General features: G+C 69.3%; 13 protein-coding genes. 8 read left to right on the top strand and 5 right to left on the bottom strand.

Annotated features, from left to right (window positions below):
• Positions 1-85: 85 nt before the first annotated feature.
• Entirely contained in the window at positions 86-208 is a 123-nt protein-coding gene (locus HZS55_RS22775; protein ID WP_281372955.1) for a hypothetical protein, read from the top strand.
• Between the two features lie 192 nt (positions 209-400).
• Here HZS55_RS22775 and HZS55_RS04405 read toward each other — a convergent pair whose 3' ends face one another.
• Positions 401-886: a hypothetical protein gene (locus HZS55_RS04405; RefSeq protein ID WP_179910528.1), complete on the bottom strand. Its 486-nt coding sequence runs from the start codon at positions 884-886 to the stop codon at positions 401-403.
• A gap of 166 nt (positions 887-1,052) precedes the next feature.
• Here HZS55_RS04405 and HZS55_RS04410 point away from each other — a divergent pair, with 166 nt between their 5' ends.
• From HZS55_RS04410 to HZS55_RS04425, 4 genes are all read left to right on the top strand, one after another.
• On the top strand, positions 1,053-1,865 hold the full coding sequence (locus HZS55_RS04410) for a DUF5518 domain-containing protein (protein ID WP_179910529.1): 813 nt from the start codon (positions 1,053-1,055) through the stop codon (positions 1,863-1,865).
• Positions 1,866-2,030: 165 nt separating this feature from the next.
• Positions 2,031-2,312, top strand: a complete 282-nt coding sequence (locus HZS55_RS04415; protein WP_179910530.1) for a DUF5789 family protein — start codon at positions 2,031-2,033, stop codon at positions 2,310-2,312.
• Positions 2,313-2,534: 222 nt separating this feature from the next.
• Complete coding sequence (locus HZS55_RS04420; RefSeq protein WP_179910531.1) at positions 2,535-2,768, top strand: hypothetical protein; 234 nt, start codon at positions 2,535-2,537, stop codon at positions 2,766-2,768.
• Between the two features lie 67 nt (positions 2,769-2,835).
• Positions 2,836-3,225, top strand: coding sequence for a helix-turn-helix domain-containing protein (locus HZS55_RS04425; protein WP_179910532.1), 390 nt, complete (start codon positions 2,836-2,838; stop codon positions 3,223-3,225).
• 275 nt (positions 3,226-3,500) lie between these two features.
• Here the strand turns inward: HZS55_RS04425 and lpdA are convergent, their stop codons facing one another.
• The 4 genes from lpdA to pdhA all read right to left on the bottom strand — a co-directional run bounded on the left by lpdA (position 3,501) and on the right by pdhA (position 8,783).
• The gene (lpdA, locus tag HZS55_RS04430) at positions 3,501-4,925 is read right to left on the bottom strand and encodes a dihydrolipoyl dehydrogenase (protein WP_179910533.1); all 1,425 of its coding nucleotides are present in this window, start codon (positions 4,923-4,925) and stop codon (positions 3,501-3,503) included.
• A 103-nt stretch (positions 4,926-5,028) separates the two neighbouring features.
• Complete coding sequence (locus HZS55_RS04435; protein ID WP_179910534.1) at positions 5,029-6,648, bottom strand: dihydrolipoamide acetyltransferase family protein; 1,620 nt, start codon at positions 6,646-6,648, stop codon at positions 5,029-5,031.
• A gap of 3 nt (positions 6,649-6,651) precedes the next feature.
• Positions 6,652-7,677, bottom strand: coding sequence for an alpha-ketoacid dehydrogenase subunit beta (locus HZS55_RS04440; protein WP_179910535.1), 1,026 nt, complete (start codon positions 7,675-7,677; stop codon positions 6,652-6,654).
• Between the two features lie 2 nt (positions 7,678-7,679).
• Positions 7,680-8,783 carry a pyruvate dehydrogenase (acetyl-transferring) E1 component subunit alpha gene (pdhA, locus tag HZS55_RS04445; RefSeq protein WP_179910536.1) on the bottom strand — a complete coding sequence of 368 codons (1,104 nt, stop codon included), beginning with the start codon at positions 8,781-8,783 and terminating at the stop codon, positions 7,680-7,682.
• Positions 8,784-9,172: 389 nt separating this feature from the next.
• Between pdhA and HZS55_RS04450 the strand changes: the two genes are divergently transcribed.
• From HZS55_RS04450 to HZS55_RS04460, 3 genes are read left to right on the top strand one after another with little or no spacing between them, the layout of a single operon-like run.
• A complete protein-coding gene (locus HZS55_RS04450; protein WP_246308358.1) occupies positions 9,173-10,036 on the top strand; it encodes a hypothetical protein in 864 nt (287 codons plus the stop codon).
• A gap of 18 nt (positions 10,037-10,054) precedes the next feature.
• Positions 10,055-11,869, top strand: a complete 1,815-nt coding sequence (locus tag HZS55_RS04455; protein WP_179910537.1) for an ABC transporter ATP-binding protein — start codon at positions 10,055-10,057, stop codon at positions 11,867-11,869.
• Positions 11,866-12,825 (top strand): energy-coupling factor transporter transmembrane component T family protein, encoded by a 960-nt coding sequence (locus HZS55_RS04460; protein ID WP_179910538.1) that lies wholly within the window; start codon positions 11,866-11,868, stop codon positions 12,823-12,825. Before HZS55_RS04455 ends, HZS55_RS04460 begins: the two co-directional genes overlap by 4 nt.
• Positions 12,826-12,865 lie beyond the last annotated feature (40 nt).

Raw genomic sequence — 12,865 nt, forward strand, 5'->3', positions numbered from 1 at the left:
GCGACGAAAGGAGCACCTCGTTGCGAACGGCGCGAAGCGCCGTGAGCGCAGTGAGCGCGTTTTTCGCCCACGTTTTTCTCCTCGGGTGTCCTCAGTCGCTTCGCTCCCTGCGAGCACCACTCGTCGAAAAACGTGGCTGCCGGACCAGGCCGAGAACCGCCTGCACGCACAGAAAGGGCTGCTGGCGTGGCTGGCCGAGCAGGAATAGCGTCCGCGCGCCCGCGGCGCGCGGTTCACCGGGCCGAACGGAGTGAGGCCCGCTTTTTGCCCCACCTTTTTGCGCGGGTGGTCTCGGAGCGAGCGGAGTCGTTCGAACGAGCGCTACGCGCTCGGTCGTGATGACGAGAGAGCTTGGCTCTCTCGGAGTACGAGCGAGGATACCCGAGCGGAAAAAGGTGGGTTAGGACCGGACGAGCCTGAGGAACTGTTTCCCGTCGCTGTCCAGTCCGGCGTAAGCGCCGCGGGAGTACGTCCGCGGCACGATGGTCTGGACGGCCCGGAAGAATTCGCTGTAGAAGATCGCCCGCAGGCAGAACGATATCGGGGTGGTACCGTCGCGGAACATGACCGGGCCCAGCGCCGCGACGATGAGGACCGTCATCGCCGGCCCGGCCGCGATGGAGGCCGTTCGGACGCGCTTCGAGTGCGTCCCCTCCCACTCGTGATACCCGTAGGCCACGAGCTTCCGGACGCCGTCGAACCCGACCGTTACCGTCAGCGGACCGAAGCGGGCCGTCCGCCCCGAGTCGCTCCCGACCGAGATGTGTGAACTGCCGCCCGCGAGCAGGACCGGCGCGGCGTGGGCGGCCTCGTGGAGGAAGAGCGCGACGACGATCCCGACGACAGCGGCCGGGACGGCCAGCGCGTACAGTAGCACGTCGCTCATGTAAATGACGTTCGACTCACAGGTCTGTAAAGCTACTCTTCACGCGAGCGGGAGCCGCCGTGTTCACGAACCCGCGTCGCCCTAGGTTCGGACTATCGTCGGTAAGGCGTCTCGACCGGCGAGAACGGTCTACGATGGTCAAGGTGTCGCCGGTCCAATGTATCGTATGGCCTCGACGGAGACGACCGTGACCGAGCGCGGACCGGCAAGCGGGAGTACAGAGCGACGGGCGCGGCGAGTCGTGGACTGGGCGGTGCCGATACTACTGGGGCTGTACGGGCTGGCGGTGAGCTTCGGCGGGGCGGCGCTGGCAGTGGCCGCGGACCGTGACGTCATCGCCGAGCTGGTCGCGGAGGGGATGATCGTCTCCGAGGTGTTCACGGACGCGGCGCTGGTGGACGTGAGCTTCGCGACGGCGCGCTGGAGCGGGATCGGACTCGTGGTGACGGGGCTGTCGTCGTGGGCCGCGGCGCTGGCGTTCGTCGCACATCGGCGGCGCGAGCGGAGCCGGGAAGCCGGGACGGGACCCGACCCGACGTACACGTGGACAGACGCGGCCGCCGGTGGCGTGGTGACGGCGGTCGCCTCGTTCCTGTTGCCGTTCGCACCGATGCTCGGCGGGTTCGCCGCCGGGTACCTCCACCGCAACGAGCGGACGAGCGCGACGCGGGTGGGCGCGCTGTCGGGGCTGCTGTCGGTGCTGCCGCTGGCAGTGGCGTTCCTGTTCGTGGCCGCGGGCGTCGCCGTCGGGACCCTGCGGGTCGACGCCGTGGGCGTCGCGCTGCTGGTCGTCGGCGTCGTGCTCGTGTCGCTGCTGTTCGCGGCGCTCTTCTCGGGCGGATTCGGTGCGCTCGGCGGTTACATCGGCGGCCGGCTCCGCGACCGCGACGCGGACGGACCCGACGAGTTCGGCGGCGAACGCGAGGAGGGCCGCCTCGGCGACGACAGACCCGACCGCGACGAGTCGACCGCCGACTGAGCGTTCCCCTCGCGGGCACGACGGACCGACCGGTGGCACCGGACTCGTCAGTTCTTCCGGGGCGCCGTCCACGCTCGTCCAGAACGGGGCCCCGAATCCGTGCGAGATATTGACACCCAGAAACCCTAATGATTTATAATGCAGTAGAATAATCGTGGCGTACAGATGCGGATCACAGAAACGCGGCAGTTGTTCACGGAATCGTGCGAGTATCCGACGGACGCGGCGACGGTCGCCGACCGGGTCGGCGACGTGGAGATCGAGGCGCCGACGGGCGACACGACGACGGTCGAGACGGTGCTGGCGCGGTCGAACGTCGGGACCTACGAGTCGGCCGACGACGTGTACACGGCGCTGATGGGCAACCTCGACGATTCGTTCATCGGGCTGAAGTACTACGACGACCGCGGCGACAACCAGCCCCACCCCCACCGCAACTGGCACTGAGCCGGGCGATCCCGGCGGTGGGACAACGGTGCCGGCGACGTGGCGGGCCGAGCCGGCAGTGAGACGGGTGGGGCCGCGGTGGGCATCCGCGGAGGGTCGGAACGGGTGGTTCGGTCCGCGGTGGATCGGAACTCCGGGACGGGGAGACGCGGACACCGGCGTGTGTGCGACCGCCGCGCGACCGGCGAACACTGATTGTCGGAGCGGTCGAAGCGGGCGGTGATGGCCGACCCGCCCGTCGTCGACGCCGGCGCGCTGGACGCCGACGAGCTGCTCGACCGGATCAAATCGGAGGGCCGGGTCCGACTGCGGACGGATTTTCTCGACGCCGAGCACGAGGTGACGCTCCGCTGGGACGGCGAGGTCTTCTACTGCGACACGCCGACGCGCTTGCACAGACACGAGACCGAGTCGGCGATGCGAACCTGCTTGATCGAGCAGGGGTACGGTCGCTGACTCGCCGGTCGTCCCGGCCGGGTTACCGTGTCCGTTTAAGCAGCGGGGGTGCCAAGTCAGCGACACCATGGTCGAGGCGGACCCTTCGCCCCAGCGGTTTCGGGAGTTGATGCTCGACGAGCAGCCGGGCTTCGCGGACGTGCTCGCCTGCGTCTTCAACATTCAGGAACACGAGGTGCGGACGTTCCTGACGCTGCAGGACTACCCCGGGAGCACCGTCGCCGAGCTGGCCGACCAGCTCGAACGCGACCGCAGCAACGTCAACCGCTCGCTGTCGACGCTCCGCGAGAAGGGCCTGGCCGAACGCGAGCGGCGACTGTTAGACGGCGGCGGGCACGTCTATCAGTACGCCGCGACGCCGCTGCCCGAGGCCCGCGAGCTGATGCACGAGACCCTCGACGAGTGGACCGCCTACGTCCACGACCGCATCGACGAGTTCGGCGAGGAAGACCTCTGATCGGTCGAATCCCCCTCTGAGGTGGCGGTCCTATCCGTCCAGCGTGAGAGCTGAGAGCCTTCGGCCCGCGCTCTCGAACCACGCGACACATCCCCGCTCTCGGCACTGTCCGCTCACGGCAAAGCCGCTGCTCGCGGGCAAGAGGCTCGCTCGCACGGTCCGCGGGAGCTTCGCTCCCGCGCGATTCACTTCGAGGCGCACAGCGCCTCGCACCGCTCGACAGCACGCGCCAACACGGAACGCACGTCGGCACAAACGGACAGGCCGGCCGCGAGTCACCGATTCAGCGTGTGGATCGCCTCTCCGAGCGCGTTCGCGCAGGCCTCGCCGACGGCCTCGGAGAGGGTGGGGTGGGTGTGGATGGTGGCGGCCACGTCTTCGAGTTGGGCGCCCATCTCGACGGCGAGGGCGAGTTCGGCGATCAACTCGGAGGCCTCGGGGGCGACGACCTGGGCGCCCAGGAGGAACCCGCTGTCGTCGTCGCCGACGACGCGGACGAACCCGTCGCGCTCGTCGAGCGTGAGCGCGCGGCCGTTGGCCCGGAGCGGGAACTGCCCGACGACGGGGTCGAACCCGGCCTCTGCGGCCTCGTCCTCGGTCATGCCGACGGTGCCGATCTCGGGGTCGGTGAACACGGCCGCGGGGATCGCCTGGTGGTCCAGCGCGGCGGGCTCGCCGGCGACGACCTCCGCGGCGACCTCGCCCTCGGCGCTGGCCGTGTGGGCGAGCATCGGCTCGCCGGCCACGTCGCCGACCGCGAAGACGTGCTCGACGTCCGTGCGGGCCTCGTGGTCGGTCTCGAGGAACCCGTCCTCGTTCGGTTCGAGGCCGACGGCCTCCAGATTGAGGGTGTCGGTGACGGGCTGGCGACCGACGGCGACCAGACATTTCTCGGCGCCGAACTCCGCGATCTCGCCGTCCTCGTCCTCGGTGCGGACGGTGATGCCGTCGCCGGCTTCCTCCCAGCTATCGGCGGCCTGGCCGAAGTGGAAGTCCACGCCGAGGGCTTCGGCGCGCTCGCGGACGACGCGGGCCACGTCGTCCTCGTACCCCGGGAGCACGTCGTCCAGCATCTCGACGACGGTCACGTCGCAGCCCAGTTTCTGGTAGACGGTGGAGAGCTCCATCCCGATGTAGCCGGCGCCGACGACGACCATGCTCGCCGGGACGGCGTCGAGGGCGAGCGCCTCGCGCGAGGAGAGTATCTGCTCGCCGTCGAACTCGAAGCCCGGCACCTCGATGGGTCGAGACCCCGTCGAGACGACGGCGTGCTCGAACTCGATGGTCTCCGATCCCTGGCCCTCGCCGCCGTGGACGATTCGGGCCGTGTGCTCGCCGGCGAACTCCGCGCGGCCCTCGACGAGGTTCACCCCCGAAGCCTTGCAGAGCTTCTCGACGCCGCCGGTGAGCTGGTCGACGACGCCGTCTTTCCACTCGACCATGCGCTGCAGGTCCACGGCGGGGTCGGCGTAGATGCCCATCTCCTCGGCGTCGCCGGCGTCGTGGGCGACGTCCGTCGCGGAGATCAGCGCCTTCGAGGGGATGCAGCCGTAGTTCAGGCAGGTGCCGCCGTAGGCGTCTCTCTCGACGAGGGTCACGTCCAGACCGAGCTGCCCGGCGCGGATGGCGGCGACGTAGCCGCCCGGTCCCGCGCCGATGACCAGTACGTCAGTTCCGGTAGTCACGTCTCCGACGACCATTGTCGGAGGGTGGAGTGCCCGCGTAAAAAGAGGCGGGTTGACGGCACCGTCGCGGTCACGCTCGCCCGGCGGGACACCGAGTCGCTGCTCGCCGCCCTCCGAACTACTCCAGCAACAGCAGCGTCGGGTCTTCGAGGTACTCTTTCAGCGTCTCGACGAACCGCGCGGCGTCGGCGCCGTCGACGACCCGGTGGTCCACCGACAGCGACAGGGGCAACACGTCCCGGGCGACCACCTCGCCGTCGACCGCTACCGGCCGTTCCTCGATGGTGCCCAGCCCCAGGATCGCGGTCTCGGGGTAGTTGACGATCGGCGTGGCGTACTCGCCGCCGATGGCGCCGAAGTTGGTGATCGTGAAGGTACCCCCCTGCATCTCCGCGCGGGCGATCGAGCGGTCGCGAGCCTTCGCGACGAGTTCGTTCGTCTCCGAGGCCAGTTGCAGTAGGCCCTTCTCGTCGACGTCGTCGACGACCGGCACCATCAGCCCGGCGTCGGTCGCGGTCGCGACGCCGACGTTGCGGTCCGATTTGAAGACGATCTCCTCGCTGTCCTCGTCGAGTTGCGTGTTGAGCACCGGATGCTCGTCCAGTGCGGCGACGACGGCCTTCATCACGAACGGCATGTAGGTGAGCTTCACGCCGCGTTCCTCGGCGCGCGCTTTGAGCTTCTCCCGCGTCTCCACGAGCGCCGTCGCGTCCACCTTCTCGTGGTGGGTGACGTGGGGCGCGGTGAACTTCGAGCGCTGCATCGCCTCGCCGATAGTACGGCGCATCCCCGCGTAGGGCTCGCGGCGGTCGCCCTCGGCGGCGTCGACGGTTTCGCTCGCCTCGCCGCCGGCCGCAGTCTCCGTTTCGCCGGCGTCGTCGGCGAGCGCCTCGGCGTCCGCCTCCTGGGCCCGCTGCTGGGCCTCGGTGTACTCGCGGACGGCGGCCTCGTCGACGAACGCCTGCCCGTCGCGCACCTCGTCGGTCGGCACGTCGTCGATGTCGACGCCCAGGTCGTCGGCGACCTGCCGGGTGGCCGGCGCGGCCAGCGTCCGATCGCGGCTCGCGGCCTCGACGGCGCCGCCGGTCGCTTCGGACGGGCTCGCTTCCGTATCGCCGTCGTCGACGCGGGAGACCGCGGACTTCAGTCCGTCGCCGACGCTCGATTTGCCGTCGCCGCCCTCACCGTCGTCGATCCGCGAAACCGCGGATTTGAGCTGTTTGCCGTCGTCGGTCCCGTCGTCGCTGGCATCGTCGGACTCGGCGGCGGCGCGCACGTCCGACTCGGTGACGCGACCGCCGGGACCGGACCCGTCGACGGCGGCGATGTTCACGCCGAGTTCGCGGGCGAGCCGGCGGGCGCTCGGGGCAGCGAAGACGCGCCCGCCCTGGCCGTCGCCCGACGCCGAATCGGTCGCGTCCTGCTCGCTCTCCGCCGACGCCTCACCGCCGTCTCGCGGCTCCGCCGCTTGACTGCCCGAGGCGCCGGTCGGCGCCTCGCCCTCCACGTCGAAGGTGATGATGACCTCGCCGACGGGGACCACGTCGCCGGGCTCGGCGAGCAACTCGCGGACGGTGCCGTTCACGGGGGAGGGCACGTCGACGACGGCCTTGTCGGTCTCGACGTCGGCGACGACCTGATCCTCGGAGACGGTGTCGCCCGGTTCGACGTGCCACTCCAGCAGTTCGCCCTCGGCGACGCCCTCTCCCACGTCGGGGAGCTTGAACTCGCGGACCATGGCTCAGAACTCGACGGCGTCCCTGATGCCGTCTTCGATGCGTTCGGGCTCGGGCAGGTAGTAGTCCTCCAGCGCGTACAGCGGGTACGGCACGTCGAATCCCGTGATCCTCTCGATCGGTGCCTCCTGGTAGATCAGCGCTTCCTCCTGGATGGTCGCCGTGATCTCGCCGGCGAGCCCGCCCGTCTTGGGCGCCTCGTGGACGACGGCGGCGCGACCGGTCTTCTCGAACGACTCGACGATGGTCTCCTCGTCCATCGGCGAGAGCGTCCGCAGATCCACCACTTCGACATCGATCTCGCCCGACAGGTTGTCGGCCGCCTCCATCGTCGGGCGGGTCATCGCGCCCCAGGTGAACACGGAGATATCGGTGCCCTCCTTGCGGACCGCGGCCTCGCCGAGCGGCACGGTGTACTCGCTCTCGGGCACGTCCTCGCGGAACGCTCGGTAGATGAGCTTGGGTTCGAGGAACATCACCGGGTCGGGGTCCCGGATGGCCGCGGCGAGCAGCCCCTTCGCGTCGTGTGGCGTGCTCGGGATCACCACCTTGAGGCCCGGTTCGTGGACGAAGAAGGCCTCCTTGGACTCGGAGTGGTGTTCGGGGGCGCGGATGCCGCCGCCGTAGGGCGCGCGGATCACGAGCGGACAGGTGAACTCGCCGCGCGAGCGCGTCCGCAGGCGCGCAGCGTGGGAGACGATCTGGTCGAACGCGGGGTAGATGAACCCCATGAACTGGATCTCGGGGACCGGGCGCAGCCCGTAGGCGGCCATGCCGATGGCGGTGCCGACGATGCCCGACTCGGCGAGGGGGGTGTCGATCACGCGGTCCTCGCCGAACTCGTCGAGCAGGCCCTCGGTGGCGCGGAAGACGCCGCCGTTTTTCCCCACGTCTTCGCCCATCACGAGGACGCGCTCGTCGCGGCCCATCTCCGTCGCCAGCCCGTCGCGGACCGCCTGGACGAGCGTCAGGCTCTGCGATTCGTCGCTCGATACCTCGTCGTCGATCTCGGTGTCGGTGGTCTCGCTCATGGTCACTCCAGCAGGGCTTCGTCGCCGTGTCGGTCGCGCAGCCGCCGCAGGTACGCGAGCTGTTCGTCCAGCCGGTCGGGCATCCCCTCGTAGACGTGCGCGAACAGCTCCGCGGGGTCGGGCCGCTTGACGCTCTCGGCGGCCGCAATGGCGTCGGCCACCGCGTCTTCCACGTCGCTCTCGATGGCGTCGACGCGCTCGTCGTCGAGGATCCCCCGGTCGCGGAGGAACCGCTCCATCCGCGGGATCGGGTCCTTCGCGCGCCACTGTTCGACCTCCGCGTCGTCCCGATACACGGAGGGGTCGTCGGCGGTGGTGTGGGCGCCGTAGCGGTACTGGACCGCCTCGATCAGGGTGGGTCGCAGCTCGTCGGGGTTGGGGTGTCTGGCCTTCTCGACGGCGGCCTCCGTCACCTGGTAGACGGCGAGCGGGTCCATCCCGTCGACCTGTACCCCCTCGAACCCGTAGGCGTCGGCCTTCTGGGCCAGGGTGGCGCTCGCCGTCTGGCGTTCGCGCGGGACGGAGATGGCCCACTGGTTGTTGTTGCAGAAGAAGACGGCGGGGGCGTCGAACACGCCCGCGAAGTTGAGCCCCTCGTGGAAGTCGCCCTCCGACGTGGCGCCGTCGCCGAAGTAACAGAGGAAGGCCTTGTGCTCGCCTTGCAGCTTCGACGCCCACGCCGCGCCCGTGGCGTGGGGGATCTGCGTGGCGATGGGGACGGCGACGGAGAAGATGTTCACGTCCTCGCGGACGTTGCCCTCCTCGTGGCCCATCCAGTACAGCAGGGTCTGCTCCAGCGAGAGGCCCCTGTGGAGCATCGCGGCGTGCTCGCGGTAGCTCGGGAACAGCCAGTCGTCGTCGGCCAGCGCGTGGGCGCTGCCGATCTGGGCGCCCTCCTGGCCGGACATCGGCGGATACGTCCCCATCCGACCCTGGCGCTGGAGGCTCACCGCCCGCTGGTCGAAGTGCCTGGCGAGTTTCATCTCCCGGTACATCTCGACGAGCGTCTCCTCCGACAGGTCCGGGACGGTCGCGCCCTCCCGTACCTGGCCGTCCTCGTCCAGGATCTGGACCCGGTCTCCCGGGTCGCGCTGCAAAGTACTCACGAAAACTCCCTCCTCGGGAACATACCCGGAGCAAGGGGGGCTGTCGGCTTAAGGATTTTCGTAAATAGCTTTCGCTGTGGCCCATTCTTGCCGGTCGCGGTGGGCGAAACGGCGCTATCGGGGCGGAAATATCGAAGATATCTCCGTCCGAACCGGGTCGAAACTGGTCGTTCGTCCAAAGGGCACGATCGTACCCTCGTGGGCACGTCGCCGCCGTCGGGGAACGGTCGGACGCCCCGAGCCGTCGGAGGTTGCGAGTCGGTTGCGCTATGACTGCTCAATAGCCGTTGGATCGTCTCCCTGGCGAACGTCCCGGTACCGAACCGTCAATCCGGGGATATAGCACTCATACCAGCGGTTAAGGGACGAGTCGGTGGATCGCCGCCCGTATGGCGACGACTACATCGGCGGATTCGAGCGGGGTGTTCAGTTTCGACCACAGGGACATGATGGCGTTCATCCTCGTCATGTCGCTGCACGGTCTGCAGAGCATGATCACGGAGCTGCTGCCGGAGTTCTCGGTGGGCGGGCTCGGCGTCTCGATCGGACCGTTCTGGTTCGTCGCGATGTCGGTCGTCCTCCTGTTTCGCTCCTTTTGGGCCTGTCTGGCCATTCCGGTCGGCGGGATCGTCTTCGGCGAGATCCTCATCGGCGACTTCAGCGCGCTCGGGGCGGTGGAGGGGCTCGTCGTCATCACGGCGTCGTGGTTCTTCGCGATGTCGCTGATCACCGACCCGTCGGACGTCAAGCAGGTCGCGGCGGTCGGCTTCCTCGCGAAAGCCATGGAGGAGACCGCCGCGTGGTTCATCGACGTGGGCAAGTTCTACGTCGGCGTCGAGGAACTCGAAGCGATCTCGTGGCTCCCCGCGACGGTGTGGGCCACCGAGGGGATGGGCGCGCTGATGCAGATCGTCGTCGCCGGGATCGTCTTCGGCGCCGTTCCGACGCTGTTCCTGTATCCGCGCCTGCGCGGGAAGATCGAGCCGCTGCTGGGGATGCAGCCGGTCGACGGGCGTACCGGGCCGATGTTCACGCGCTCGTCGCTGAAGCGACTCGTCGCCTGGGTGGCGGTCCTGCCGGTCGCGTTCGCCGTCGAGACGTTCAGCGAGACCAGCGGCGGCATCGTCACGTTCACGCCGGAGTTCGTCGAGACCTACGGCCAGACGTTCCTGTTCGTGCCGATCGTCGCCGCGGCCCTGATCGCGTTCGGCCTCGTCGCCTACCGACAGCGCAAGGTCGAGGGCGGGGTCTAGCCCGGCGGTTTCGTTTTCATGCCTTCATCAGACATCGTCGTCGAGGACCTGACGTTCCAGTACCCCGGCGGCGACGAGCCGGTGTTGCGCGACGCGAACCTGCGGATCGAGCCCGGCGAGTTCACCGCCGTCGTGGGGGGGAACGGCAGCGGCAAGACGACGCTGTGCAAGACGTTCAACGGGCTGATCCCGCACTTCTTCGAGGGGCGGTTCGACGGCCGCGTCACGGTCGCCGGGACCGACACCCGCGAGGCCGGCGTCGCCGAACTCTCGAAGACCGTCGGCTACGTCTTCCAGGACTTCGAGAACCAGCTCGTCCAGGAGACCGTGCGCGACGACGTGGAGTTCGCCCCGCTGAACCACGGCCTCGAGGACTACGCCGAGCGGGCGACCCGCGCGCTGGAGATGGTCGGCCTGGAACACCTCGAAGACCGGTTCGTCTGGGAGCTCTCCGGGGGGCAACAACACCTCGTCGCGCTCGCGGGCGTGCTCGCGATGGACCCGGAGTTCGTCTTCGTCGACGAGCCCGCCGCCCAGCTGGACCCGCACAACGCCCGCGAGGCCTACGAGCAGCTCCGCCGACTCCACGAGGACCACGGCAAGACGGTGATCGTCATCGAGCACCACTCGGAGTTCGTCGCCGACTACTGCGACGAGATGGTGCTGGTCTCCGACGGCGGCGTCGCCTGGAAAGAGCCCGTCGAGGTCGGGCTCAACAGGCTGGACGACCTGAAGGCCCACGACATCCACCCGCCGCAGGTCACGGGCATCGGCGCCGACCTGCCGGAGGGGACGGGCGCGCTCGACGACGGGCGCTACCCCGTCACCGTCGACGAGGCGGCGACGGCGTTCCCGTCTGTCGGCCGCGGCGAGCGACTCCGCGCGGCTGATGGGGGCGAGCGGGCCGCGCGAGGGTCCCCAGCCGCCGGCGAAGGCGGCGACGCGCTGATCACCCTCGACGGCGTCGGCCACGGCTACCCGACGCTCCGGGAGGGGTACAACCGGGTGCTCGACGGCGTCGATCTGGACCTGTACGCGGGTGACCGCGTGGCGCTGGTCGGCGCCAACGGCGCCGGCAAGTCGACGCTCCTTCGACTGATCACGGGGCTGGAGTCCCCCGACGAGGGGACGGTGACGGTGCTCGGCCGGGACACGGGCGAGACGCTCCCGGAGACGCTGGCCGACGACACCGTCTACATCCACCAGAACCCCGAGGAGATGTTCGTCGAGGACACCGTCCGCAAGGACGTGGGCTACTACCTGCGGAACCGCGGCGCCGAGGACGCCGACGAGCGCGTCGACGATATCCTCGACTACCTCGACCTGACGGATCTGGCCGACCGCGACGGCCGGCTGCTGAGTCTCGGCCAGCAGCGCCGGGCCTCGCTGGCCATCGGCCTCGCGACCGACCCGACGGTCGTCCTGCTGGACGAGCCGACCGGCAGTCTCGACCTGCAGAGCCGCCGCGAAGTGACGGGGATGCTCCGGAAGGCCGAGAGCCGCGTCGAGACCGTCGTCGTCGCCTCCCACGACCTGCAGCTGGTCGCCGAGTGGGCCGACCGCGTGGTCGTCATGGGCGAGGGGACGGTGCTCGCCGACGCCCCGCCCGGCGAGGTGTTCGACGACCCCGACCTGCTGGCACGCACCGACCTCCGCCGCCCGCAGGTCGTCGAACTGAGCGACCGGCTGGGGGTCGACCCGGCCGCGCTCACCGCCGACGAGATGGTCGAGACCCTGACCGACGCGGCCGAGGCGACCGACGCACTCGCCGACGGCGGACCGGGCGTCGGCGGGGCCGACGACGGGACGAACACACGGGGTGACCGTCGGTGAAGTACGTCGACGCGGTCACCGACATCTCGATCGCCGACATCAAGGTCGACCTGATGCGGACGGCCTACGACAACGACCGGGCGCTTTTGAACAGCTTCGACCCCCGGGTGGTCCTGCTATGGACGGTCCTGTTCATGATCGTCCCGTGGCTGTTCTACGACCCGCTCCCGCTCGCGGTCTTGCTGGCGGCGGCGTTCGCCCTCGCCGCCCTCTCGCAGGTCAGCAAGTACCTGCTCGCGCTGCTTTTGTTCGGCCAGGTCACGAACGTCGGCTTCTTCGTCGTGATGGTGCCGGCGGTGGGCGGGGCGATCCAGGCCTTCGGCTACCTCGGGGACAACGCCGGGCGCGTCACCGAGGCGGTCGCGACGCTCGACCCCGCGGTCTTCGGCGAGGTCTGGTCGATCGCCGCGGGGGCGACCGCCCGCGGCGTCGACACCGCCCTCACCAGCCAGGAGGTCGGCATCGACGCCGTCGGCGCGGTCGTCCCCTTCTTCCTGAAGCTGACCATCATCTCGGTGATCAGCCTCGCGGTCTTCTCGGCGATGAGCCCGCGGAAGCTCTCGAAGGGGATGCTCCGGCTGGGCGTCCCCCGGCAGCTCACCTTCGCCATCGCCTACGGCTACCGGATGATGCCGCTGCTCGTCGAGGAATACCACGCCCTGGTCAACTCCTTCCGCCTGCGCAGCCAGGTACCCGAGAACACGGGCTTCCTGAAGTGGCGCTACTTCTACTACCTGCTGAAGTTGTCGGTGAAGGCGTTCTACCCGCTCATCTTCAACGTCGCGAAGCGCTCGCGGGTCACCGTCGAGGCGATGGAGACCAAGGGGTTCTCGCGCTCGCTCGGCGACGAGCAGAGCCGCGCGCTCCGGACGGAGGGTATGATGGTCCGGACCCGCGACGTGTCGTTCGTTTTCGGGTCGCTGCTGTTCGTCGCGGCCGTCTGGGCGTTCACCTGACGGTCGCCGTCCGTCCGTTCTCCAGAAGATCCGCACGAGG

This window comes from Halosimplex rubrum (assembly GCF_013415885.1).
Taxonomy (GTDB): Archaea; Halobacteriota; Halobacteria; order Halobacteriales; family Haloarculaceae; genus Halosimplex; species Halosimplex rubrum.

Coding starts and splice junctions, on each gene's coding strand:
- HZS55_RS04455 (WP_179910537.1), top strand. CDS start 10,055: ATGCCTTCATCAGACATCGTCGTCGAGGACCTGACGTTCCAGTACCCC.
- HZS55_RS04410 (WP_179910529.1), top strand. CDS start 1,053: ATGGCCTCGACGGAGACGACCGTGACCGAGCGCGGACCGGCAAGCGGG.
- HZS55_RS04435 (WP_179910534.1), bottom strand. CDS start 6,648: ATGGTCCGCGAGTTCAAGCTCCCCGACGTGGGAGAGGGCGTCGCCGAG.
- HZS55_RS04420 (WP_179910531.1), top strand. CDS start 2,535: ATGGCCGACCCGCCCGTCGTCGACGCCGGCGCGCTGGACGCCGACGAG.
- HZS55_RS04415 (WP_179910530.1), top strand. CDS start 2,031: ATGCGGATCACAGAAACGCGGCAGTTGTTCACGGAATCGTGCGAGTAT.
- HZS55_RS04450 (WP_246308358.1), top strand. CDS start 9,173: ATGGCGACGACTACATCGGCGGATTCGAGCGGGGTGTTCAGTTTCGAC.
- lpdA (WP_179910533.1), bottom strand. CDS start 4,925: ATGGTCGTCGGAGACGTGACTACCGGAACTGACGTACTGGTCATCGGC.
- HZS55_RS04440 (WP_179910535.1), bottom strand. CDS start 7,677: ATGAGCGAGACCACCGACACCGAGATCGACGACGAGGTATCGAGCGAC.
- HZS55_RS04425 (WP_179910532.1), top strand. CDS start 2,836: ATGGTCGAGGCGGACCCTTCGCCCCAGCGGTTTCGGGAGTTGATGCTC.
- HZS55_RS04405 (WP_179910528.1), bottom strand. CDS start 886: ATGAGCGACGTGCTACTGTACGCGCTGGCCGTCCCGGCCGCTGTCGTC.